Source organism: Arthrobacter sp. zg-Y877 (assembly GCF_030373105.1).
Classification (GTDB): Bacteria; Actinomycetota; Actinomycetes; order Actinomycetales; family Micrococcaceae; genus Arthrobacter_B.
The window spans coordinates 483,847-505,611 of the sequence record NZ_JAUCPU010000007.1 but is presented as its reverse complement, the minus strand read 5'-3'; the positions used below and the strand labels follow the sequence as shown (position 1 = coordinate 505,611).

The following is a 21,765-nucleotide window of genomic DNA, read 5'->3' as shown; positions in this document are numbered from 1 at the left end:
GCCGGCAGGGGTACCCGCCCGGCGGACGCAGGTCCATACTTCTGCGGTAGCTGGTGTCCAGGCACCTTCATTCCCGGCGGCACATCTGCCGGTACGGATGGGAGCAGATATGTCTACAGCCGCCGGCCGCGGAGGTTCCGTTCTCCGCCGCAAGCCCATCGAGGAGATTGACGAGGAGAAAACCGGGAACAAGCTGTTCAAGAGCCTTGGGCTCTGGCAGCTGACCGCCATCGGGGTAGGCGGCATCATCGGCATCGGCATCTTCACCCTCGCCGGCCTGGTCGCCAACGGCGGCGCCGATGCCTCCCCCGTAGGCCCGGCAGTGCTGATTTCCTTCCTGGTCGCGGGCCTTGCCAGCGCCGCGGCCGCCCTGTCCTACGCCGAGTTCGCCGGGATGGTGCCGCGCGCCGGGTCCGCCTACACCTACGGCTACGTGGCGCTGGGGGAACTCGTGGGCTGGTTCATCGGCTGGGACCTGCTGCTGGAATACACCGCAATCGTGGCGGTGGTGGCCATCGGCATTTCCGGTTACTTCGCCGAATTCCTGGCCGGGTTCGGCATCGACATGCCCATCTGGATGCAGGGCACCGGGGACACTGTGGAGGGCGGACTGATCAACCTGCCCGCCGCCGTCGTCTGCCTGTTCATCACCTGGATCCTCAGCCGCGGCACCAAGACCTTCGGACGCTTTGAACTGGTGGCGGTGGGCCTGAAAGTGCTGCTGATTCTGTTCATCGTGGGACTGGGGTTCTTCTACGTGAACGCGGACAACTACACCCCGTTCCTGCCCAGCGGTTTCGGCGCCGTCTTCACCGGTGCCGCCACCGTGTTCTTCGCCGTCTTCGGCTACGACGCGATGAGCACGGCCGCCGAGGAAGCCACGGACGGCAAGAAACACATGCCCAAAGCCATCCTGCTCTCCCTGGCCGTGGCCATGGTCCTGTACATCCTCGCCACACTGGTGCTCACGGGGATGCAGAATTACCGGGACATCAGCCCCACGGCCGGCTTCGCCTCGGCGTTCCAGTCCGTCGGGCTGCCCGTCATTGCCACCGTCATTTCCGCGTTCGCCGTGCTGTCCATCCTCACCGTGATGCTCACCTTCCTGCTGGGTGTCACCCGGGTGTGGTTCTCCATGAGCCGGGACGGACTGCTGCCGGCCTGGTTCTCCGGAACCGATAAGCGCGGAACCCCGCAGCGGGTGACCTGGATTGCCGGCGGCACCTCGGCCCTGCTGGCCGGTTTCTTCCCCATCCGTGCCGTGGCCGACCTGACGAACATCGGCATCCTCGCCGCCTTCGTGGTCGTCTGCGTGGCCGTGATTGTGCTGCGCTACCGCCAGCCGGACGCCCCGCGCGAATTCCGGCTGCCGCTGATGCCGTGGGTACCGGCGTTCGGGGTGCTGGCCTCCGGGTTCCTGATGCTGCAGCTGCACTGGGAAACCTGGCTGCGTTTCGGCATCTGGCTGGTCATCGGGGTCCTGGTCTACGCGCTCTACGGCTACCGCCATTCGCTGCTTAATCCCAACAGTCCCCGGCACGGACGGATCAGCCCGGCTCCCCAGCCGGAAGGGTAAGCCGTGGACTGGATCAAATGAATGCGGCTCTTCAGGAGCAAAGGAATGTAGCGCCGAATGATCTTCCGCTGGGGAAAATACCGGCTATTATCAGCGTTAAGCCTTCCGAATATAGGGGCTTTCAGCTGGGGAGAAAATAACCGAAATGGGCAATCAGTCTCAGGCCGTGCCTTCTGCACGCGGACGCTCCGCCATGCTTTACCGCCGCGCACGCAGCGGTCTTTTCCTCATTGCCCTCTTCTGGGGATGGATGCTTTTGGGTGCCGCGGATTTCATTGCCGCCCTTTTCGGATCCCCCGTATATGCCGCCCTCGCCGTATTAGCTCTCGGTGCGCTGACGCTTGTTTCCTTGCTTTTCCTGCCGATCTGCCTTGCCTACCTGGTGCTCAACCGCCCGCGGGTCCCGGGGCAGGCCGGCGGAACGGCATCCCGGTCCCGGGACGCGCACCGCGCACGCCTGGCACCCGTGGTCCGGATGGCCCCACCCCGCGGCACCGCCCGCGGCACTGCCCGCGGTGCCGCGCCGGCCGCCCCGGCTGCACCGGCCGCCCCTGCCAAGCGGCGGGACCTCGCCTCCTAACCGGCCTGCAACACCGTTTCGGCAGGAATGTCAGAGGCGGTTGCCATTGTGGAGGACATGAGTTCCTCCCTGGGCACCCGGATGCCCTCCACCCCCGCCGCCCCCGTCACCCATGCCCACTACCGCCGGGAACCCTACGTCCGCTGCCGGACCGGCAACGGCACGGTGGACGGCAAGGCCGTGGCCTGGACGCGCACCGAGGTCCTGCTGCACTGGATTGACGACGACGGCCAGGCCCACAACCGCTGGACACCTGCCTCCACTGTCAGCCGGATTGCCCGGGACGAGTCCACCTGGCGTGATCCCTACGATGATTTCCGGTTCTATTACTCCCCCTCGCCCGCCGCCGCCGGAGCTGGCCGCGCCGTCTGAAAGCCGCCTGAAGCCGCCGCCGGCGGGCAATGCTGCCGGGTCATAGGGACTCCCGGAAGAATTGTTAGGCACGCCGAACTTTGAGTGCTAGGTTGCTGTCATGGCCCGTACAGTCCCACTTCCAGACACCACCGCGCGCCCGGTAAGCAGGCCCCGCAATATCCTGTGGCTCCTCGGCCCCGCGCTCGTGGCGGGAGTCGCATACCTGGATCCGGGCAACGTAGCCAGCAATATGACCGCCGGAGCCAAGTTTGGCTACCTGCTGGTCTGGGTGGTGGTGACCGGCAACGTCATGGCGTGGCTGATCCAGTACCTTTCGGCCAAGCTCGGCCTGGTCACCGGCCGCAGCCTGCCCGAGCTCCTGGGCGAACGCATCGGACGGAAACCGGCCCGGCGGCTGTACTGGCTGCAGGCCGAACTCGTGGCGATGGCCACCGACGTCGCGGAGGTGATCGGCGGCGCCGTCGCACTCTGGCTGCTCTTCGACCTGCCGCTCTTCCTGGGCGGAATCATCACCGGCGGCATCTCCATGGTGGTGCTGCAGCTGCAGAACAGCGGCCGGCACCGGAGCTTCGAGTACGTCATCGTCACGCTGATGCTGGTGATCGCCGTCGGTTTCACCGCGGGCGTGTTCTTGAACCCGCCCGACGCCGGTTCGGTTGCCCAGGGCCTGCTGCCGCGGTTCGAGGGCAGCGAGTCGGTACTGCTGGCCGCCTCCATCCTGGGTGCCACCGTGATGCCGCACGCCATTTACGCCCACTCCGCCCTGACCCGGGACCGCTTCCCCCGCCGCACCGCCACCCTCACCACTCCCCGGCTGATCAAGGCCACCAAGTGGGACGTGACCATTGCCCTGGCTGTCGCCGGTACCGTGAACCTGGCCATCCTGCTGCTTGCCGCCGGTTCGCTGCAGGGCGTGGAGGGCACGGACACCCTGGAGGGCGCGCACGCGGCCATCTCCGCGTCGCTGGGCGGGGTGGTGGCCACCCTGTTCGCCGTCGGGCTGCTGGCCTCCGGGCTCGCCTCGACGTCGGTGGGCGCCTACGCCGGGGCCGAGATCATGCAGGGCCTGCTGAAGGTGCGCATCCCCATGCTGCTGCGCCGGCTGATCACCCTGATTCCCGCCCTGGCGATCCTCGCCGTCGGAATCGATCCCACGTGGGCGCTGATCCTCAGCCAGGTCATCCTGTCCTTCGGTATCCCCTTTGCCCTGATTCCGCTGGTCTGGCTGACCGCACAGCGGGACCTGATGGGCGTCCACCGCAACCGCTGGTGGACCACCGGCCTGGGTGTGCTGGTCTCGGTGCTGCTGGTGGGGCTGAACATCACCCTGTTGGTGCTGACCTTCACCGGCGCCTGACCGCTACCCGTTCAGCACACCCTCCACCAGCGCGGTGGCGATGCTGTCCGCGTCCGCCTGCGCGGCCAGGTACCGTTCGGCATCCAGGGCGGCGGAACAGCCGGTGCCGGCCGCGGTGATCGCCTGCCGGTAGCGGTGGTCCACCGCGTCGCCGCACGCGAAGACTCCGTCCAGGTTGGTCTGGGTGCTGGGGGCGGCCACTTTGATGTACCCCTCCGCATCCAAATCCACCTGTCCGGCCAGCAGGTCCGTCCGCGGGGCATGGCCAATGGCTACGAAGATCCCCTGCACCGGCAGTTCCCGGGCAGTACCGGTGACGGTGTCCGTCAGCGTCATCCCGGTGACCTTGTCCGTCCCGTGGATCGCGGTGACCTCGCTGTTGAACTCGAACCGGATCTTGGCGTGGTCGCGGGCGCGCTGGGCCATGATGCGTGAGGCGCGCAGGGCGTCCCGGCGGACGACGACGGTGACCGAGTCCGCGAAGCGGGTCAGGAACAGCGCTTCCTCCATCGCCGAATCACCGCCTCCGACCACCGCGATGTCCCGGTTCCGAAAGAAAAACCCGTCACAGGTGGCACACCAGGAAATGCCCCGGCCGTTGAGCTGTTTTTCCTCCGGCAGTCCCAGCTCCTTGTACACGGACCCGGTGGCGAGGATGACGCTGCGGGCCTTGTAGCTTTTCCCGCCGCCGGTGGCCACGCGCTTCGTGTGGGTACCCAGGTCCACCGACACGACGTCGTCGTACTCCACCAGGGCACCGAACTTTTCCGCCTGCCGGCGCAGGTTCTCCATCAGGTCGGGCCCCAGGATGCCGTCCGGGAACCCCGGGAAGTTCTCCACCTCGGTGGTGTTCATCAGGGCGCCGCCCGCGGTCACGGAGCCGGCGAGGATGCGCGGTTTCAAGCCGGCCCGGGCGGCGTAGACCCCTGCGGTGTAACCGGCCGGACCGGAACCGATGATGAGGAGGGAATCGGTGCCCATCTGGTCTTCCCTTCGACGGCGGTTCTTCCAGTCTGGCGGGCAGCAGGTGGGGGCCGGTAGACCGGGGTACGTCTTTAGCGGATGCGGGAACGGATCCGCAGCGCCGCCAGCGCAGTCAGGACCACCACCATGGCTGCGAGCACAAACACCACGTAACCGGTGGGCACCACCCAGTCCCCCACCCTCGCGGTGATCCCGAAGATGTCCTGCACCACGGCCGCCGCTTCGGGCACGTCGGTCACGGTGTCCATGGGTCCGGCGGTCATTTCCTGGCGTATCACCATGGAGGACTGCATAAAGGGCAGCGCACTCACAAAATTCCGCACCCCTTCGGGAAAGGCTCCGACCGGAACATAGGACCCGGCGGCGAAGCCCAGGACCGTGCCCACCACCGTGGACATGGCGGCAAAGGCGCCGGGCGTACGGACATAGGTCACCGCGAAGGCGCTCAGTGCACCGAATGCCGCGCAGCTGAGGACCACGTAGCCGTACGTGCGGGCGAGCTGCCCGCCGGTGAGGGCCACGCCGTCGACCAGGCCGAGGTAAACCAAGCTGGCCACCATCACCAGGGTCGTCATGATCAGTGAGATAGCGATGATGGAAAGCAGGTACCCGAGCACCAGCTGCCCGCGGCTGATTGGAGAAACCAGGAAGTCCCGGAAACGGTCGGTGGCCGTGTCATCCACCACCACGTTCGCGGCGGCCAGGCCCGTGGTGATGGTGGTGATCCCGACGATTCCGGCGAACATCCAGCTGTCCACCAGCCCCTTTACCTCCGCCCTGGTGGCCTGCGGAAAGGATTCGGAAAGGCTCTCGACCTGCTGGTTGCCAAGGAACAGCGTGTAGAGCAGGAACAGGACCAGTACGGCAATCAGGGAAAAGAACACATTGAGCCGGTCGCGGAAATACAGGCGTAGGTTCCGGCCGGTGAGGTCCATAACTATGTTCATGCCGTTTCCCCCTGCCGGCCGGTCAGGGCCAGGAAAACGTCGTCCATGGTCCCGTGGCGGAATTCGAAGTCGAGCACACTGTCGCCGTGCGCGGCGAGGAGCCGGCGGGCGGTGTCGGACCGGTCCACCCGCAGCCGGAGCACGTTGCGGTCCGAACCGACGACGGCGACTCCGGCGTCGTCGGCCAGGCCGGCCAGCGCCTGCGGATCGGCGGAGGTGATGGAGAGGATGCTGCTGCTGTATTCGGCCCGCAGGGTGGTGGGCGTGCCGTCCGCGATGATCCGCCCCTTCTCAATCACGCAGACCCGGTCCGCTTCCTCGGTCTCCTCCATGTAATGGGTGGTCAGGAAGACGGTGAGGCCGTGGTTTTCGCGCAGGTCGTGGATGGTGGACCAGACAACTGCGCGGCTGGCCGGGTCCAGGCCGGCGGTGGGTTCATCCAGGAAGATGATCGACGGCGAGTGCAGCAGCGCCCGGGCGATATCCACCCGGCGTCGTTCCCCGCCGGAATAGGTGGCATAGCGCCGGTCGAGGAAGTCCCCGAGGCCAATCATGCGGCCGAGTTCGTCAATCCGCGCATTGTTGGCCGCTTTGTCCGGGGAGTAGAACCGGGCCCGGGTTTGCAGGTTTTCCCTTCCGGTGAGGATGGGGTCCAGCAGGGAATCCTGGAACACCACACCGATGGCTTCACGGACCCCGTTGCCGCTGCTGCCCACATCATGTCCCGCGACGGTAACCGTGCCGGCGTCGGGCGGCAGGACAGTGGTCAGGCAGGAAATGGTCGTGGACTTCCCCGCCCCGTTGGCCCCCAGGAAGGCGAACACGCTGCCGGACTGCACCTCGAAGGACAGATCGTCGACGGCGGTCACGCGGCCGAACCGTTTGGTCAGTCCCCGGACGGAAATAGCAGTTTCCGGAGTCACCTATCGAGTCCCCAGCCTTGCTGGTTGTCGGCGGCCGGCCCTTCCAGGCCGGCCGGGGCGGTCACAGCGCGCCGATACGGTCTTGGCTCTGAGCCTGGGCTGCTTTTTCCGCTTCTTCTTCGAGCTGGCGGCGCCAGCCGCGCGGCGGCGGCCACGGGATACCCCATAGGGCAAGCTGCTGCTTGGTGAAACCACCTGCAGGTGTGCGTGCTGCTTCTATTTCTTCACGGGTCGGCATTGGCAAATCATGACATGCAACCGGGGGTATGTCACCGAATAAATCTGACATTTCTTAGTTGGTCTGGCCGGGTCATTGATGGTGCGCCAGCCAGCCCACCTAATTCCGCCAAAATCCGCGGATTCCCGCGGTTACAGGGACCGCCGGTACCGCTAAAAAATACTTATTAGATACTCCCGGTACCGCCAATTCCGGCAATTAGGAATTAGGGATGTGTGGTCACCATAAGCAATTGCCACCCTTCGGGGACCTGTTGCTGGAGCGCTTCGCGGGCCTCGAGGAATCCATCTCCTTCGGCTTCCAATTCACGGGTTTCGACGGGACGCATAATGCCGGTGACTTTCATGCTTCCAGCATAGGCATCCGGAACCGGGCTCCTGTTCACCCGGGGCCGCGGAACACTCGGTTACGGGGAAGAGGGGCTAGGCCAGGTTTGCCGGCTCGTTGTGGACCAGCTGATCCTGCACGACGGGATTTCCGGAAACGCACAGCGAGGAAACTACGCGGTAAATGCCCCTGAGGAGCATCGAGACACCAGCGATGGCGACGGCCACGCCGAGATACAGGAACATCACACTGTTCCGCGTATCCGAATAAGCACCGGATGACATCAGAACATCCATGGCCGAAAAGAGGATAAAGAGGGCACCGAGGAACAGGATCGCGCCGCCCCAGGAGATGAGCGCCGCGCTCTGCTTGAAGTTGTTCACGGAGCAACTCTATCGCCCCACCGGGTCCCCGTCCCGGAGAGGCAAGGTCCGGACAAAGCAAAAACCCCCGGTTTCCCGGGGGTTTCCTTGTGGAGCTTAGGGGAATCGAACCCCTGACCTTTTCATTGCGAACGAAACGCTCTACCAACTGAGCTAAAGCCCCAAACTGCACCGCGCGCCGTCGTACTCGGTCCGATACAAATCGAACTCACTCGAACCACCGGCCCCGCTCGGTTACACCGATTCTAATCACCCTCTCCAGCCCGCACCAAACCCCTGGACACCTAGGAATGCCCCGGCGCCCCCGTTACGGTCAAGGAACCGGCGCGGCCTGCCCGGGGAGAGCGGTCCTGCGAAGCACACCGGAACCCACCACCGGAACCGAGGAGAAGGCGATGTCCCTGATCATCGAAATGCTCGAAAACCATCCCGCCGGAGCCCGCACTCCGGATCCCCGCCTTCTCGCCGAATGCCTGCGGGCCTGCGGTGACTGCGCCTCCGTCTGCAATTCCTGCGCGGATGCCTGTCTGGGTGAGGACATGGTGGGTGATCTGGTCAGCTGCATCCGCACCGATCTGGACTGCGCGGAGATCTGTGCAACCACGTCGGCGGTGCTGTCCCGGACAGGTACCACCGGTCCGGCCACCCCCAGCCTGCTGCACGCCTGCATTGCCGCCTGCGCTGCCTGTGCGGAGGAATGCCAGCAGCACGCGTCCATGCACCCGCACTGCCGGATCTGCGCGGAAGCCTGCCGCCGCTGCCTCAACGCCTGCCAGAAACTCCTGGCCTCACTCGGTTAGGACCGCCCGGCCATCACCATGCCCCGGACATAGGCTGCCTGGCCCACGTGCTCCAGGCAGTCCGCCAAGGTGCTCACCAGCCGGACGCCCAGCGTCACCGGCGGATCCCAGGCCCGGTCCACAATCACCTCCAGATCCTCCGCCGACAGCCCCGAGACGAAGGCCGCGGTGCGGGAGTGCACGTCGTCGTAGTAACCGAGCAGCGTCTCCGCGGAGCGCACCTGGACCAGGGCCACCTGCTCGGAGGTATGTCCGTACCCGGTGTCCTCCACCGCCAGCGGCAGTCCCACCCGGTCCGCCCATCCGTCCGCGGTCCAGGCCTGTTCCTGACCGGCCACCTCGGCCACCTGGTGGTCCTCCACCCGGGCCAGGTGCCAGATCAGCCAGGAGATGGAGTTTCCCTCCGGGTAGGGACGGCGGTTCAAGGCAGCCGCATCAAGGTTGTTCACGGCCCGCCGGACGGCGCCGGGCAGCCGCCCGAAGGCATCAACAAGGAGATCGCTCTGGTTCATGGCGGCAGGTTCCCTAGGGGTCGGCGGCACGGTTTCGCCATCCTTTCACGGTCCCCGGGGTCCGGGAAGGGGCCTTTTCGGGCATCAACAGAAAAAGCGGGATGGGCCGGTTCCATTCGCCGCGTGCGGTTCTAAGATTGCTCGCATGAGCTGGACAGACGAGCGTCCTGCATGGCTTCCGCCCATCCCGTCACCGCACCGCGGCCAGACCCGGATAGTTCTCGGAATGATCCTGGTCTGTTCCACTATGCTGGCCAGCCTCGTGGTCGCGGCGTTCGGCGCTTTGCTGAGCATGTACGTCCTCTGGCCGCTCGCCGGCGGCCTGCTGCTGCTGATGTCCGGGCTGCTCAGCCGCCGCGGCGTGTAGCGGCGTCCCGCTGAAACCGCCCGCTGATTGAAGCGGCCCTGCACCAAGGGCAGGGAAAATTTAGGTAAGCATTATCTTGCTGGAAAGTACCGCTCGGCAGGCTTAAAACGGAGGCATGTGGAGCGGAAGACTAGGTAGGATCCCGGAGGCGGTGCGCCGTTATCCGCTGGTGTTCGCCACGCTGCTGGCGGGTTTGGTGGTCCTTGCCCTGCTCACGGCCGGCGCCGGTACCGCCGCGGCCTGGACGGCAAGCCTGTACGCGGGTGCCGTGGCGCTGAAGACTGCCGCTGGAATGGTCCGGAATATCCGTGCCGGGAACTGGGGGCTGGACATCCTGGCGGTCATCGCGATCCTCAGCACCATCGCCGTCGGCGAATATCTGGCCGCGCTGATCATCGTGCTGATGCTCTCCGGCGGCGAGGCACTGGAGGATTATGCCGCCGGCCGTGCCCGCAGCGAGCTTGATGCGCTGCTGGACCGCGCACCCCAGCTGGCCCACCGGCTGGCGGCGGACGCCGTCGTCGACGTTGCCGCCACCGATGTCCGGCCCGGTGACGTCCTGCTGGTCCGGCCCGCCGAGCTGGTGCCCGTGGACGGCATCCTGCTGGATCCGGCCGCGGAGTTCGACGAATCCTCGCTCACGGGGGAATCCCTGCCCGCCCTGCGCACCGCCGGGGAGGCGGTGCTCAGCGGGTCGGTCAACGGCACCGCCGCCGTCCGCATCCGCGCCACAGCGACGACGGCGGACAGCCAGTACCAGCGGATCGTCGCCCTGGTGCAGGAGGCCGCGGCGTCGCGGGCACCCCTGGTGCGGCTGGCCGACCGGTATGCGCTGCCGTTTACCGGGCTCGCCCTGCTGATTGCCGGCGCTGCCTGGCTGGCCAGCGGCGATCCCGTCCGGTTCGCGGAAGTACTGGTCCTGGCCACGCCCTGCCCGCTGCTGATCGCTGCCCCCGTGGCCTTTATGGGCGGAATGAGCAGGGCGGCCCGGCACGGCATCATCGTCAAGGGCGGCGCAACCCTGGAACAGCTTGCCCGGATCCGCACCGCGGCCTTCGATAAGACCGGCACATTGACCGCCGGCCGGCCGGAACTGGTGGCAGTGCATCCGCAGCCGCCGTTCACTGCGGATGAGCTGCTGTCCCTCGCCGCATCCGCGGAGCTGTATTCCTCCCATGTGCTGGCCGCCGCGGTCCAGTCGGCGGCCACCGCCCGGGGGCTGGCCTTGCTGCCGGCGGACTACGCCTCGGAGGCGGCGACCAACGGGGTGGAAGCGCTGATCGGCGGCCGCAGGATCCGCGTGGGCAAGCAGCGGTTCGTTGCCGGCACCGGCGCCCACCCGGCCGAACAGTCCCTGCAGCCCGGCGAGCTGGCCGTCTATGTCGGGGTGGAGGGCGTCTTCGCCGGCACCCTGGTGCTCAGCGACACCGTGCGCTCCAATGCCGCGGCCACACTGACGGACCTGCAGCGCCTGGGCGTCCGGTCCACGGTCATGCTTACCGGTGATGCGGCCGCAACCGCGCACAGCGTTGCCCAGGGACTGGGCATTACGCAGGTCTCCGCCGGACTGCTGCCGGCGGATAAGGTCCGGGCCGTTGCCGCCCTGCCCGGCCGTCCGGTCCTGATGGTGGGCGACGGCGTCAATGACGCGCCCGTGCTGGCGGCGGCCGACGTCGGCATCGCCATGGGTGCCAGGGGTTCCACGGCGGCGGGTGAGTCCGCCGACGCGGTGATTGTTGCCGACGACCTCTCCCGGGTGGCCGTCGCCGTCGCCGTCGGCCAGCGCACGCGGCGGGTGGCGCTGCAGAGCATCCAGCTCGGCATCGCGCTGAGCATGGTCCTGATGCTGGTCGCGGCCTTCGGGTACATTCCGGCCGTCGCCGGCGCCCTGACCCAGGAATTGGTGGATTTGGCCGCCATCCTCAATGCCCTGCGTGCGCTGCACGGACCTCGGCACCGTTGCGCCCGGAGTGCCGGGCGGCACGGGGATCGGCGGGAAGGGGATAATGGTCAGTGGCCGGCGCCGGTGCCCGGCCGCTCACGTTCTATTTAGACGCTAGGGGATGTCCATGACGTTGGTCGACAATGCGGTGTATGTGGACGGCAAACGCCACCATGATCCGGACAGCCTCGATGAAACCTTTGAACTCACCCGCAGCTCCGGCGGCATGGCCTGGATTGGCCTGTACCGTCCGGACGAGGTGGAACTGCTGGCCGTGGCCGAGGAATTCGGCCTGAACCTGCTTATTGTCGAGGACGCCCTCGCCGGCCACCAGCGCTCGAAGCTTGAGCAGTACGGTGAGCAGCTCTTCCTCGTCCTCCGCCCCGCCCGCTACCTGGACGACGTCGAACGCGTGGAGTTCGGGGAGCTGCACCTGTTTGTGGGTCCCAACTTCGTGGTGACCGTGCGCCATGCCGAATCCCCGGACCTGACCCGGGTCCGCAAACGGCTGGAACAGGAACCGGATCTGCTGGCGCTCGGCCCGCAGGCGGTGCTCTACGCCGTGCTGGACCAGGTGGTGGATGAATACGCTCCCGTGGCCGCCGGGCTGGAAAACGACATTGACGAGATTGAGGACCAGCTGTTCAGCGGAGACGCCGAGGTTTCCCGCCGCATCTACGAACTCTCCCGCGAGGTGATCCAGTTCCACCGTGCCATCAGTCCGCTGGAAAACGTGGTGGGCGAACTGCGCCAGAATGCGGACCAGTACGGCATTCCGACGGACCTGCATGACAACCTCGGCGACGTCCTGGACCACGTGCTGCGCCTGATCGACCGGGTGAATGCCTACCGCGCCATCCTGGACAACGCGCTCACCCTTTCCTCAACGCTGGCGTCCAACCGTCTCGCGGAAACCAGCATTGAACAGAACGAGCAGGTCAAACGCATCTCCTCCTGGGCGGCCATCCTATTCGCGCCCACCCTGGTGGGCACCATTTACGGGATGAACTTTGAACATATGCCCGAACTGGCATGGGAATGGGGCTACCCGCTGGCCATCCTGGCGATGTTCGGGATGGGCGCCGTCCTATACGTGACCTTTAAGCGGAACAAGTGGCTCTGATGCGTCCGGCCCTGGTTCCGGTGCTGCTTCCGGCGCTGCTGGTGGTGCTGCTGCTGGGCGCGTGCGGGAACGACGCCGGTGCGTCCCCTGATCCCGGGGAAAGCGGCGGCAGTCCGGCGGCCGATGTCACCGGCGCGTGGGGCGACGTCGAAAATCCCGACGCACCGTCCCTGGACTTCAGCCCCGACGGGCGGGTCAGCGGCACGGACGGCTGCAACCGGTTGATGGGGCACTGGAGCATCTCCGGCAACCGCGTCAGCCTCCGCGACATGGCCACCACCCTGATGGCCTGCCCGCCCGGAATGGACACCTGGCTCTCCGCGGGTGCCGCCGCCGACGTCGACGGCAGCACCCTGCGGATCTACAACCAGGCGGGCACCGAAATCGGCGTCCTGCACCGGTAAATCACTGCCTTAGTGCCGGGCACGCTGCTTGGGTGAGCCCTCCACATGCAGGTCCGTCCCCTTGGTTTCCTTCACCATGGTCACCGCTACGAGGGAGACCACGCAGAGCACCATGATGTAGATGCCGATGGACGGCGACCAGCCGGTCTCGTTCAGCAGGGCCTGGGCAATGGTCGGCGCGAACGCTCCGCCCAGGATGGCCCCCAGCGCGTACCCGATGGAGACCCCCGAGTACCGCACCCGGGCCGGGAACATCTCCGCATACATAGCCGACTGCGGACCGTAGGACAGGCCCAGCCCGATGGTCAGGACAAAGATCGACACCGCGAACAGCACAATGTTGGTGGTGTCGATGAGCAGGAACATCGGGACCGCCCACAGGAACACCCAGGCGTACCCGATCTGGAAGGTGCGTACCCGGCCGATCCGGTCGGAGAGGATGCCGCCGTAGAGCGTGAAGATCAGCCAGCCGAAGGAGCCCAGCGTGGTGGCCAGGAGTACTGACGGCCGGTCCATACCCAGCCCGCCGGTCTCTGGTTTGCCGGTGGCGTAGGACGCGAAGAAGGCAATCACCAGGTACCCGGCGGCGTTGTTGGCGACGAAGATCAAGGCGCTGAGGATGACCTCGCGGCTGTTGTGCCGGAACAGCTGGCGCAGCGGCGCGGAGGATTCCTTCTTCCGTTCCTGGATCTCCTTGAAGATGGGGCTTTCGGCCACGGAACGGCGGATGAAGTAGCCGACGACGATGAGCACCACCGAGAGCAGGAACGGGATGCGCCAGCCCCAGGCCAGGAAGTCTTCCTCGCTCAGGCTGGTGCTCAGCACGTACATCACGAACGTCGCCAGGATCATGCCCACCGGCACGCCGATCTGCGGGTACGCGCCGAAGAGTCCGCGCTTGTTCACGGGAGCGTGTTCCACCGACAGCAGGGCGGCTCCGCCCCATTCCCCGCCGGCCGAGAAGCCCTGCAGGATGCGCAGCACAATCAGCAGGATCGGTGCGGCAATCCCGATCTGCGTGTAGGTGGGCACCAGACCGATCAGGGCCGTGGAAATACCCATCATGACCAGCGTGAAGACCAGCATTTTCTTCCGGCCGATCCGGTCCCCCAGATGCCCGGCGACGACGGCGCCCAGTGGGCGGAAGAGGAAGCTGATGCCGATGGTCGCAAAGGAGACCACCTGCCCCAGCGGACCGTAATTGATCGGCCCGAAATACAGGGTGGCCAGCACCAGGCCGGCCGCCTGGGCGTAGATGAAGAAGTCGTACCACTCGATGGTGGTGCCCACGAGGGTTCCAGCGAGGACTTTGCGTTCCTCCCGGCTCATTTGTCCGGAAGAAGGCACGGCGGATGCGGCGTTGGTACTCATCTAAAACTCCATTGTTTTGAGACGGATAGTGATTCGACGCGGATAGGGGATCATGCACCTGCACGGTGTAAAACTGGTTGCGGGCCATTAGCTCCCGCAGGCAATCCAACACTTCCGGATTGCACGCATCGTAACCATCTCCTCGACCGAACGGCAGCAACGCACCGTGAATAGCTCCAAGCCGGACATCAGACCCTGGCCAGCACTCTGGTCCCTGGTCATCGGGTTCTTCATGATCCTGGTGGATTCCACGATCGTAAACATCGCCACCCCGGCCATCATGGCGGACCTGGGTGCAGGGCTGGACCAGGTGATCTGGGTGATCAGCGCCTACCTACTGGCCTACGCCGTGCCGCTGCTGATCACCGGCAGGCTGGGCGACCGGTTCGGTCCGCGCCGCGTCTACCTGATCGGTCTGGTGGTCTTTACCCTCTCCAGCCTCTGGTGCGGCTTCGCGGACAGCGTGGAAGCACTGATCCTGGCGCGCGTGGTGCAGGGCTTTGGCGCTGCGCTGATGACTCCGCAGACCATGTCCGTGATCACCCGCATCTTCCCGCCGAACAAGCGCGGCACTGCCCTGGGCCTGTGGGGCGCGACCGCCGGCGTCGCCACCCTGGTGGGACCCATCCTGGGCGGCGTCCTCGTGGACGCGCTCGGCTGGGAATGGATTTTCTTCATCAACGTGCCCGTCGGCGTCGTGGGCTTCATCCTCGCCTACCGCCTGGTGCCGAAGCTTGCCACGTCCGTGCACCGCTTCGACTATCTGGGCGTCCTGCTCAGCGCGGCGGGCATGTTCTGCCTGGTCTTCGGCATCCAGGAGGGCGAGAGCTACGACTGGGGAACCATCGCCGGTCCCATCTCTGTCTGGTCCCTGATCATTACCGGCATTGTGCTCCTGGTGCTCTTCGTTGTGTGGCAGCGGTTCAACCGTGCCGAACCGCTGCTGCCGCTGAAGCTTTTCCGGGACCGCAACTTCTCCCTGGCGAACATCTCCATCACGGGCATGGGCTTCGCCGTGACGGCCTTCTCCCTGCCCTTGATTCTCTTCGCGCAGAACGTCCGCGGGTTGAGCCCCACGCAGGCGGCCCTGCTGCTGGCCCCCATGGCGGTCCTGTCCGGAGTTCTCGCCCCGATTGCCGGCAAGACCGTGCAGCGGGGGAATCCCAGATTCATTGCGGTGTTCGGGTTCGCGGCGATGGCCGCGTCCCTCATCTGGCTCGGCGCGCTTCTGAGCCCGGACGTGCCGTACTGGCAGCTTGTGCTTCCCATGCTCCTGATGGGCCTGGCGAACGCCTGCATCTGGCCCTCGGTCTCCCTGACGGCGACGCGGAACCTGGCGGCCGACGTCGCCGGTGCCGGTTCCGGTGTCTACAACACCACCCGGCAGTTCGGCGCGGTGATCGGCAGCAGCGCCATCGCGGCCATCATGCAGTCCCGGCTCGCGGCGCATCTGGGCGGCGGAGCGGCCGACGGCGGGACGGCGCCGGCCGCGGGCGCGTTCCCCGAAGCGCTCAAGGCGGGCTACTCCGAGGCGATGGGCCAGTCCCTGTACCTGCCCGCCGCGGTTATTCTCCTGGCCCTGCTGGCGTCGCTGTTCTACGCCAAGCCGGACCCGGAGCTGACCTCCGGCGGTGCCCGCGAAACGGCACGGAGCTCTGGCCCTCAGGCCTGACCTGCACTGCCCCAGCACCCGGCAGCACGCACCCGCACCCGGGCAGCGCGGAACCGGGCGAATTCGCCACATTCGCCCGGTTTCGGTCCTGCAGGGGCTATTCCTTGTTCAGCTTGTCCTGCACTTTGCCCGCGGCCTTCTCCACGGGGTTGGGCACATCAGTGGTGCCGTAGAACCGTGCGTCCGGCCGGGTGGGCGGAGGCATCGGAGCCCGCGTGGTGGGCCCGTCGTGGTAGCTGAACTCGCCCTTGCCGTCCGGCGTCGGACCCTTGGCCCAGGAACCTTCCTTCGCATGCTCCCCGTCGGAGAAGTTCAGGTACTGGTAGGACACCTCGCGGTGTTCCTTGTTGAGCGGGAAGTTGCTGGGTACCGGTAGCTGTTCCATGTTCTCCGCCTGAAGTTCCAGGGCCGCGGTGGTCCACTGGTTCTGGTGCATGGTGTCCCGGGCCAGCAGGAACGCCAGCAGGTCCCGCACCCCGTGGTCATCGGTCATGTGGTAAAGCCGGGCGACGGCGAGGCGGCCCTGCATTTCGATGTTGGCGTTGGACGTAAAGTCCGCCAGCATGTTGCCGCTGGCCGTGATGTAGCCGCCGGTCCAGGGATTGCCGTTGCTGTCCACCGGGCGTGCACCGGCACCGGCCGCAATCGCGTGCTGCACGTCCATGCCGCCCACCACTGCTGCAACAGTGGGATCGTCCTGGACGGCGTCGCTGGTAATCCCCAGCGGGGCCTTTTCCAGCAGCTGCGCAATCATGACTGCCAGCATTTCCACGTGGCCCATCTCCTCCGCAGCAATGCCGTACAGGAGGTCCCGGTATTTGCCGGGGATGTGCGCATTCCAGGATTGGAATCCGTACTGCATGGCTACCGTGATTTCGCCGTACTGCCCGCCCAGGGCCTCCTGCAGCTTCCGGGCGAATACGGCATCCGGCTTATCCGGGGTCGCTTTGAACTGGAGTTCCTGTTTGTGGAAAAACATGCATTCCTCCGCACCTTATGGACCGGCGTCGAAGTCGGCTTTCTCCGCTGTCGGGGCGCCGTGGCCGGTCACGGTGGTTCCAACGTAGACCCGTGCCGGTACCCACGGAAGAGTAGGCAGACCACTTGGCCGACACAGGCAGCAACCGCACCGTTTTCCTCCCTCTTTTTCTCCAGCCGCACCGGTAGTGTCCTTGCCATGGTCTCCTCGGAACACACTGAAACTCCCGCTCCCGGCCCGGAAACGGCTCCTGCCACGGACGTCACCGACGACTTCGCCGTCCGCCGGCACACGCTGCCGTCCGGCCTCGGTTACACCACCACCACCGGGCGGATGGTGTTCCGCAAGGAAGAGGTTAAGGACGGGAAATCGGACGGCTTCCTGCCCAAGGCCGAGATTTTCCTGGTCGCCTACACCGCGGATGCTCCCGAGACCGGACCCAACCGCCGTCCGGTGGTCTTTGCCTTCAACGGCGGCCCGGGTTCCTCCTCGGTCTGGCTGCACATGGGTCTGCTGGGACCGCGGATGGTGGATTCCGGGGACGCCGGCGCGCTGACCCCTCCCCCGTTTGACCTGGTGGACAATCCGCAGACCCTGCTGCAGCATGCGGACCTGGTTCTGATCGATCCCGTGAACACCGGTTTCTCCCGCGTGGTGGACGGCAATGACGCCGCCGAGTTCCACGGGTTCGAGGAGGACAGGGACCTGGTGGCTGAGGTGATCCGGCTCTGGACCACACGCAACAACCGCTGGCTGAGCCCGAAGTACCTGGTGGGCGAGTCCTACGGCACCCTGCGCGCCGTGGCCGTCGCCGGGAAGCTCTTCGATGCCTACGGACTGGCGGTCAACGGCCTGGGGCTGATTTCCACGGTGCTGAACCTGGCCACCCTGGATTTCGCGCCCGGCCGGGACACCCCCTACGCCCTGCACCTGCCGACCTATGCCGCCATCGCGCACTTCCACGGCCGCCTTCCGGGCCGGGAGCTGGCCGACGTCGTGCGCGGGGCCGAAGAGTTCGCAGCGCGGGAGTACGGGTACGCCCTGACCCAGGGTGCGCGGCTGAGTGCCCAGGAATTTCACGACGTCGTCGCCCGCCTGGCGGAGATCACCACTCTGAGTGAGGGGTTCATCCGCCGCACCAACCTGCGCTGGGACTACTCCCAGTTCTCCGCGGAGCTGCTGCGCGGCGAGAACCTGGCGGTGGGGCGCATTGACGGCCGCTTTACCGCCCCCGCGGAGGACCCGCAGGCTTCCATTAACTGGGATGATCCCAGCCTGGCGGCCATCAACGGGCCTTACTCCGCGGCCATCAACCACTATCTCCGTGCGGAACTGGGATACGAGAACGACCTCCCGTACGAAATCCTCAGCGCCCGGGTCCAGCCGTGGAGCTACAAGTCCTTCGAGGGTGTGCCCGTGGACGTCACCGGCACGCTGGAACGGCTGCTGGCGCACAACCCGGCGATGCGCGTGCATGTGGACTACGGCTACTACGACGGCGCCACGCCGCATTTCGCGGCGGAGTACGTCTGGGCGCACCTGCGGCTGACCGAGGAAGCACGGTCCCGCTTCACCCACCACTACTACGAGGCCGGGCACATGATGTACGTGAACCCCGGCTGCCGTGCGGACCAGCTGCGGAACCTGGCGGGGTTTGTGACCGCGGGCTAGGGTTCAGCCCTCCGGCGGGCGGCGGAACAGCGCGGTGAGCAGGAAGGATTCCCCAAACCATGGTGAGTCCGGTTCCTGAGCTGCCATGGGGCGGATTTCGATTTCCTCGAAGTCCGCAAAGACCCACCGCAGGTCGTCGGGACTGAAAGCGATTCCCGCTTCGAATGTCCCGTCCATGTAGAGCTGTTCGTCGGGAGCTTCGGAGCCCATCCGGCCCCGGGCAAAACAGGCCAGCCCCAGATAGCCGCCGGGCGCTAGGGTGCGCTGCAGCAGTTGCAGGTAGCTGATGCGGCGGTGCGGGGGAAGGTGATGCAGGCAGCCTGAGTCGTAGACCACTCCGTACGTTCCTGAAAGCGCCTCCGTCGGCAGGGCAAAGGCGTCGCCACAGGTAAATGACACCTCCAGCCGCCGGGCTGCGGCACGCTCCCGGCCCCATGCCACGGCCTCGGAGGAGAGGTCCACGGCATCCACCGTGTAACCGTTTTCCGCTAGGAAAAGGGCGTTGCGGCCGGGACCCGAACCGATGTCCAGTACCCTCGTCGGCGCGAACACTTCGTCGTTTACCCACCGTGCCAGATTCTCATCGGGTTTGTCGGCGAAGAACGGGACGGGCCGGGTCCGGTCAGCATAGAACCTGTTCCACCAGGTGCTGCCGGCGTCGTTGGTCCAGCGGACCGAATCACGGCCAAACAGCCCGTCCATCAGCCTCAGGAGATCATCAACGGACCGCAGGCTGCGGTAGATCGGCGGCTCGCTCATAACGCCAGACCCTACCCAAGCGGATCACCCGGGGGAACGGTGTTACCGGGTGGCGAAGTGCAGCCAGACGGCTCCGCCCCAGATGGCACTTGCGGTCAGCGCCAGTGCCAGTTCCGCCAGGATGCCGATGCCCATTGCCTTTAGTGTTGCCACGCTCGAGGACCACGCGGCGGACAGGTCCCGCTTGCGGAGCCATTCACTGAGCAGCAGCCCGGCGGCGAACCCGATGAACAGGCCGACGGCGGGAATGGTGAACATACCGACAATGCCCAGGCCCACCCCGGCCACGATGGAGCGGGTGGGGATCTGCCGCTCCTTGAGCCGGCGTCCCGTGAGGAACGCGCTGGACAGCATGCCGGCGATCAGGAGCACCGCCCCGATCCCGAAGGCCCACCAGCCGGCAGCGCTCTGAACCCCGAGTGCCCAGCCCAGCAGGGCAATGATGATCAGGATGCTGCCCGGAAGCACGGGCACCACAATGCCGGTCAGGCCCACGGCAATTACCAGGGCGGCGGCACTAGTTACAAGAAGGTCGGGATCCATTTCTCCAGTCTTTCATCAGCGGTTCTACCCCGGGCGCATTTGCAGTCCGGGGGTGGTTTCGGCCTGCCGGTTTGGGATCCTGCTGCCGGTTTGGGAAATCCCTCCGCTGCGCAGTGGCAGGGATTTCCCAAACTGGTCGGTTTTTCCCGAACGGTAGCGTTTACGCGATCCGCCGGCCCTGAATCCCCGGCGTGGCGTGTCACACACCCGGCGCGGCCGGGTGGAGTAAATACTAAGGATGCTTATATGGTGGCATCTTCAGCCCGATTCACCGGACGGAAAACAGGAGAGCAGTAAATGAGCACCGAACCAGGGAACACCGCAAAAGCTTCCACACCCGGACGCGGCGCCTCCGACGGCGGCCCCTTCCGGGACCGCACCGAGCGGCCGGCACCCATCGACGACAGCCAGGCTGTTGCCGACGGACACCGGGACGAGAGCACCGCCACCCGGGCAATGGACACCGACGCCGCCACGGCTCCCGCTGCTCCGCTGCAGACCTCCGGCCGCCGATCGGGCAGCCACGCAGCCGAACCGGCAGCGGGCTACCCGGACGAAACCGCCCGGACCGCACCCGTCAGCGATGCCGATGACACCCGTACCCGGGTCGCACCTGTCGCCACGGGTTCCGCCGGTTCCGCCGACCAGGACGGCACCGGCGAACACCGGGGCGCCACTTCGGTTTCCGCCGTCCGGGATCACCGCGACAGCGACGCTGACCGCACGGACCGGCACGCAACCGCCCACGGTACTGCCGATATGCGTAACGACGACGTGCGCAACGACGACCGCGATGTCGTACGGGACCGCGACGCCGACGTCGTGCGCGACCGCGACGGCCGGAACGATGGCCGGGACGCCGTCCACACCCGCGAGGCATCCCTGCCGAACCGCGAGGCGCTGCTTGCCCGGGAGAAGGAACGCTTCGGCGGCTTCAAGTTCGGTGCAGCGTTCTTCGGCTGGCTGACCGCTACGGGAATGGTTGTGCTGCTTTCGGCACTGGCTGCAGCGATCGGCGCGGCCGTGGGTCTTTCGGCTGAAACCAACCTCGGCGCGGCACTGGAATCGGCGGCTGCCAACCAGTCCGCCGGAATCATCGGTGCCATCATCATGCTGCTGGTCCTGCTGCTCGCCTACTTTGCCGGCGGATACGTCGCCGGCCGCATGGCCCGCTTCAACGGCGCCAAGCAGGGCGTGGCTGTCTGGTTGTGGGCACTGGTTGCCGCCGCCGTCGTCATCATCTTGGGCCTGATCTTCGGTAACGACATCCGCAGCATCAGCCAGCTGAACTCCGTGGCACCGCTGCCGGAGGATCTGGAAGGCGTTGACGCCGGAACCTGGATCGCCGTTGCCGCAAGCCTGGTCGTCACCCTGCTGGGTGCCATCCTGGGCGGACTGGCCGGCATGCGCTACCACCGCCGCATCGACCGTGCGGACTTCCGCACGGAGGAGACCACCGTCCGCTAAGGCGCGGATTTCGGTTTCAACGGCCGCTGCCCCGGTTTCCGGGTGCAGCGGCCGTTTTGCATTCGGTGCCTGTTAGGGGCGCAGTGGTTCCCAGCCGGTGGGACGGCTGAGACTCCCGACTAGAGGCCCCACAGGATGTCCCAGCTCCTGGGACGGGTGGTGCTGGTGAGATCCCACCCGCACCAACTGCACCGCCTCGTGGGACCCCCTGCGCACCGCCCTACCGTTCGTTGGAATCCCTACAGTTTGTGGCAATCCCCCCGCCGCGCAGTGCAGGGCTTGTCACGAACCGGAGGGAATCGGTCAGCGCAATCCAGGAAGTGCCCGCATAGCGGCGTTCCAGCTCCTCTGACCGCACAGCATCCCAGCCGGCGGGACCTGTGAGGCCCATGGGATCCCACCGGCACCAGCTGCACCACTTCGTGGGATGCTGTGCGGCTCCAGACTCCGGTTCGTCGGAATCCC

At 66.3% G+C, this 21,765-nt stretch carries 23 protein-coding genes and 1 tRNA gene; 12 read left to right on the top strand and 12 right to left on the bottom strand.

All coding sequences use genetic code 11. The features are described 5' to 3' along the window. The first annotated feature begins 109 nt into the window (after positions 1-109). The 4 genes from QNO03_RS13260 to QNO03_RS13245 all read left to right on the top strand — a co-directional run bounded on the left by QNO03_RS13260 (position 110) and on the right by QNO03_RS13245 (position 3,888). On the top strand, positions 110-1,576 hold the full coding sequence (locus QNO03_RS13260) for an amino acid permease (protein WP_289603625.1): 1,467 nt from the start codon (positions 110-112) through the stop codon (positions 1,574-1,576). Between the two features lie 166 nt (positions 1,577-1,742). Further along, positions 1,743-2,156, top strand: a complete 414-nt coding sequence (locus tag QNO03_RS13255; protein ID WP_289603624.1) for a hypothetical protein — start codon at positions 1,743-1,745, stop codon at positions 2,154-2,156. 57 nt (positions 2,157-2,213) lie between these two features. After that, entirely contained in the window at positions 2,214-2,528 is a 315-nt protein-coding gene (locus QNO03_RS13250; protein WP_289603623.1) for a hypothetical protein, read from the top strand. Positions 2,529-2,628: 100 nt separating this feature from the next. Then, positions 2,629-3,888 carry an Nramp family divalent metal transporter gene (locus QNO03_RS13245; protein ID WP_289603622.1) on the top strand — a complete coding sequence of 420 codons (1,260 nt, stop codon included), beginning with the start codon at positions 2,629-2,631 and terminating at the stop codon, positions 3,886-3,888. A 3-nt stretch (positions 3,889-3,891) separates the two neighbouring features. On the opposite strand, the gene trxB is transcribed toward QNO03_RS13245, so the two are convergent. From trxB to QNO03_RS13210, 7 genes are all read right to left on the bottom strand, one after another. After that, complete coding sequence (gene trxB / locus QNO03_RS13240) at positions 3,892-4,869, bottom strand: thioredoxin-disulfide reductase (RefSeq protein WP_289603621.1); 978 nt, start codon at positions 4,867-4,869, stop codon at positions 3,892-3,894. 74 nt (positions 4,870-4,943) lie between these two features. Beyond that, a complete protein-coding gene (locus QNO03_RS13235) occupies positions 4,944-5,819 on the bottom strand; it encodes an ABC transporter permease (RefSeq protein ID WP_229946464.1) in 876 nt (291 codons plus the stop codon). Next, entirely contained in the window at positions 5,816-6,742 is a 927-nt protein-coding gene (locus tag QNO03_RS13230) for an ABC transporter ATP-binding protein (protein ID WP_289603620.1), read from the bottom strand. Before QNO03_RS13230 ends, QNO03_RS13235 begins: the two co-directional genes overlap by 4 nt. A gap of 61 nt (positions 6,743-6,803) precedes the next feature. Further along, positions 6,804-6,980: a hypothetical protein gene (locus QNO03_RS13225; RefSeq protein ID WP_284162242.1), complete on the bottom strand. Its 177-nt coding sequence runs from the start codon at positions 6,978-6,980 to the stop codon at positions 6,804-6,806. A 205-nt stretch (positions 6,981-7,185) separates the two neighbouring features. Beyond that, positions 7,186-7,326 (bottom strand): hypothetical protein, encoded by a 141-nt coding sequence (locus QNO03_RS13220; protein ID WP_229946457.1) that lies wholly within the window; start codon positions 7,324-7,326, stop codon positions 7,186-7,188. Between the two features lie 76 nt (positions 7,327-7,402). Beyond that, positions 7,403-7,690 (bottom strand): hypothetical protein, encoded by a 288-nt coding sequence (locus QNO03_RS13215; RefSeq protein WP_289603619.1) that lies wholly within the window; start codon positions 7,688-7,690, stop codon positions 7,403-7,405. A 90-nt stretch (positions 7,691-7,780) separates the two neighbouring features. Then, positions 7,781-7,853, bottom strand: a tRNA-Ala gene (locus QNO03_RS13210). Positions 7,854-8,085: 232 nt separating this feature from the next. Between QNO03_RS13210 and QNO03_RS13205 the strand changes: the two genes are divergently transcribed. Further along, positions 8,086-8,490 (top strand): four-helix bundle copper-binding protein, encoded by a 405-nt coding sequence (locus QNO03_RS13205; RefSeq protein WP_289603618.1) that lies wholly within the window; start codon positions 8,086-8,088, stop codon positions 8,488-8,490. Here QNO03_RS13205 and QNO03_RS13200 read toward each other — a convergent pair. Further along, positions 8,487-9,002: a mycothiol transferase gene (locus QNO03_RS13200; protein ID WP_289603617.1), complete on the bottom strand. Its 516-nt coding sequence runs from the start codon at positions 9,000-9,002 to the stop codon at positions 8,487-8,489. The genes QNO03_RS13205 and QNO03_RS13200 overlap by 4 nt on opposite strands. A 145-nt stretch (positions 9,003-9,147) precedes the next feature. On the opposite strand from QNO03_RS13200, the gene QNO03_RS13195 reads away from it, so the two are divergent. The 4 genes from QNO03_RS13195 (at position 9,148) to QNO03_RS13180 (ending at position 12,838) form a co-directional block, all read left to right on the top strand. Continuing rightward, the gene (locus QNO03_RS13195) at positions 9,148-9,369 is read left to right on the top strand and encodes a hypothetical protein (protein WP_229946449.1); all 222 of its coding nucleotides are present in this window, start codon (positions 9,148-9,150) and stop codon (positions 9,367-9,369) included. Between the two features lie 115 nt (positions 9,370-9,484). Beyond that, positions 9,485-11,422, top strand: a complete 1,938-nt coding sequence (locus QNO03_RS13190; RefSeq protein ID WP_289603616.1) for a heavy metal translocating P-type ATPase — start codon at positions 9,485-9,487, stop codon at positions 11,420-11,422. A 16-nt stretch (positions 11,423-11,438) separates the two neighbouring features. Continuing rightward, a complete protein-coding gene (locus QNO03_RS13185; RefSeq protein ID WP_289603615.1) occupies positions 11,439-12,434 on the top strand; it encodes a magnesium and cobalt transport protein CorA in 996 nt (331 codons plus the stop codon). Next, positions 12,434-12,838, top strand: coding sequence for an META domain-containing protein (locus QNO03_RS13180; protein ID WP_289603707.1), 405 nt, complete (start codon positions 12,434-12,436; stop codon positions 12,836-12,838). The genes QNO03_RS13185 and QNO03_RS13180 overlap by 1 nt, the downstream gene beginning before the upstream one ends. Positions 12,839-12,847: 9 nt before the next feature. Here QNO03_RS13180 and QNO03_RS13175 read toward each other — a convergent pair whose 3' ends face one another. Further along, complete coding sequence (locus QNO03_RS13175) at positions 12,848-14,209, bottom strand: MFS transporter (protein WP_289603614.1); 1,362 nt, start codon at positions 14,207-14,209, stop codon at positions 12,848-12,850. A 232-nt stretch (positions 14,210-14,441) separates the two neighbouring features. On the opposite strand from QNO03_RS13175, the gene QNO03_RS13170 reads away from it, so the two are divergent. Beyond that, entirely contained in the window at positions 14,442-15,881 is a 1,440-nt protein-coding gene (locus QNO03_RS13170; protein ID WP_502874591.1) for a DHA2 family efflux MFS transporter permease subunit, read from the top strand. A gap of 97 nt (positions 15,882-15,978) precedes the next feature. Here QNO03_RS13170 and QNO03_RS13165 read toward each other — a convergent pair whose 3' ends face one another. Continuing rightward, on the bottom strand, positions 15,979-16,860 hold the full coding sequence (locus QNO03_RS13165) for a manganese catalase (protein WP_229946445.1): 882 nt from the start codon (positions 16,858-16,860) through the stop codon (positions 15,979-15,981). A gap of 198 nt (positions 16,861-17,058) precedes the next feature. Between QNO03_RS13165 and QNO03_RS13160 the strand changes: the two genes are divergently transcribed. Beyond that, positions 17,059-18,531, top strand: coding sequence for a S10 family peptidase (locus QNO03_RS13160; RefSeq protein ID WP_289603612.1), 1,473 nt, complete (start codon positions 17,059-17,061; stop codon positions 18,529-18,531). Between the two features lie 3 nt (positions 18,532-18,534). Here the strand turns inward: QNO03_RS13160 and QNO03_RS13155 are convergent, their stop codons facing one another. Together QNO03_RS13155 and QNO03_RS13150 are read right to left on the bottom strand one after the other, a co-directional pair. Then, on the bottom strand, positions 18,535-19,290 hold the full coding sequence (locus QNO03_RS13155; protein ID WP_289603611.1) for a class I SAM-dependent methyltransferase: 756 nt from the start codon (positions 19,288-19,290) through the stop codon (positions 18,535-18,537). 42 nt (positions 19,291-19,332) lie between these two features. Continuing rightward, the gene (locus QNO03_RS13150) at positions 19,333-19,833 is read right to left on the bottom strand and encodes a DUF456 domain-containing protein (protein ID WP_289603610.1); all 501 of its coding nucleotides are present in this window, start codon (positions 19,831-19,833) and stop codon (positions 19,333-19,335) included. A 297-nt stretch (positions 19,834-20,130) separates the two neighbouring features. On the opposite strand from QNO03_RS13150, the gene QNO03_RS13145 reads away from it, so the two are divergent. Beyond that, the gene (locus tag QNO03_RS13145; RefSeq protein ID WP_289603609.1) at positions 20,131-21,300 is read left to right on the top strand and encodes a TIGR04086 family membrane protein; all 1,170 of its coding nucleotides are present in this window, start codon (positions 20,131-20,133) and stop codon (positions 21,298-21,300) included. Positions 21,301-21,765 lie beyond the last annotated feature (465 nt).

What these genes read in the sequence shown, in the direction of transcription:
- QNO03_RS13260 (WP_289603625.1), top strand. Translation starts at nt 110, where the DNA reads ATGTCTACAGCCGCCGGCCGCGGAGGTTCCGTTCTCCGCCGCAAGCCC.
- QNO03_RS13250 (WP_289603623.1), top strand. Translation starts at nt 2,214, where the DNA reads ATGAGTTCCTCCCTGGGCACCCGGATGCCCTCCACCCCCGCCGCCCCC.
- QNO03_RS13245 (WP_289603622.1), top strand. Translation starts at nt 2,629, where the DNA reads ATGGCCCGTACAGTCCCACTTCCAGACACCACCGCGCGCCCGGTAAGC.
- trxB (WP_289603621.1), bottom strand. Translation starts at nt 4,869, where the DNA reads ATGGGCACCGATTCCCTCCTCATCATCGGTTCCGGTCCGGCCGGTTAC.
- QNO03_RS13235 (WP_229946464.1), bottom strand. Translation starts at nt 5,819, where the DNA reads ATGAACATAGTTATGGACCTCACCGGCCGGAACCTACGCCTGTATTTC.
- QNO03_RS13225 (WP_284162242.1), bottom strand. Translation starts at nt 6,980, where the DNA reads ATGCCGACCCGTGAAGAAATAGAAGCAGCACGCACACCTGCAGGTGGT.
- QNO03_RS13220 (WP_229946457.1), bottom strand. Translation starts at nt 7,326, where the DNA reads ATGAAAGTCACCGGCATTATGCGTCCCGTCGAAACCCGTGAATTGGAA.
- QNO03_RS13205 (WP_289603618.1), top strand. Translation starts at nt 8,086, where the DNA reads ATGTCCCTGATCATCGAAATGCTCGAAAACCATCCCGCCGGAGCCCGC.
- QNO03_RS13200 (WP_289603617.1), bottom strand. Translation starts at nt 9,002, where the DNA reads ATGAACCAGAGCGATCTCCTTGTTGATGCCTTCGGGCGGCTGCCCGGC.
- QNO03_RS13195 (WP_229946449.1), top strand. Translation starts at nt 9,148, where the DNA reads ATGAGCTGGACAGACGAGCGTCCTGCATGGCTTCCGCCCATCCCGTCA.
- QNO03_RS13190 (WP_289603616.1), top strand. Translation starts at nt 9,485, where the DNA reads ATGTGGAGCGGAAGACTAGGTAGGATCCCGGAGGCGGTGCGCCGTTAT.
- QNO03_RS13185 (WP_289603615.1), top strand. Translation starts at nt 11,439, where the DNA reads ATGACGTTGGTCGACAATGCGGTGTATGTGGACGGCAAACGCCACCAT.
- QNO03_RS13180 (WP_289603707.1), top strand. Translation starts at nt 12,434, where the DNA reads ATGCGTCCGGCCCTGGTTCCGGTGCTGCTTCCGGCGCTGCTGGTGGTG.
- QNO03_RS13175 (WP_289603614.1), bottom strand. Translation starts at nt 14,209, where the DNA reads ATGAGTACCAACGCCGCATCCGCCGTGCCTTCTTCCGGACAAATGAGC.
- QNO03_RS13170 (WP_502874591.1), top strand. Translation starts at nt 14,442, where the DNA reads ATGATCCTGGTGGATTCCACGATCGTAAACATCGCCACCCCGGCCATC.
- QNO03_RS13165 (WP_229946445.1), bottom strand. Translation starts at nt 16,860, where the DNA reads ATGTTTTTCCACAAACAGGAACTCCAGTTCAAAGCGACCCCGGATAAG.
- QNO03_RS13160 (WP_289603612.1), top strand. Translation starts at nt 17,059, where the DNA reads ATGGTCTCCTCGGAACACACTGAAACTCCCGCTCCCGGCCCGGAAACG.
- QNO03_RS13155 (WP_289603611.1), bottom strand. Translation starts at nt 19,290, where the DNA reads ATGAGCGAGCCGCCGATCTACCGCAGCCTGCGGTCCGTTGATGATCTC.
- QNO03_RS13150 (WP_289603610.1), bottom strand. Translation starts at nt 19,833, where the DNA reads ATGGATCCCGACCTTCTTGTAACTAGTGCCGCCGCCCTGGTAATTGCC.
- QNO03_RS13145 (WP_289603609.1), top strand. Translation starts at nt 20,131, where the DNA reads ATGAGCACCGAACCAGGGAACACCGCAAAAGCTTCCACACCCGGACGC.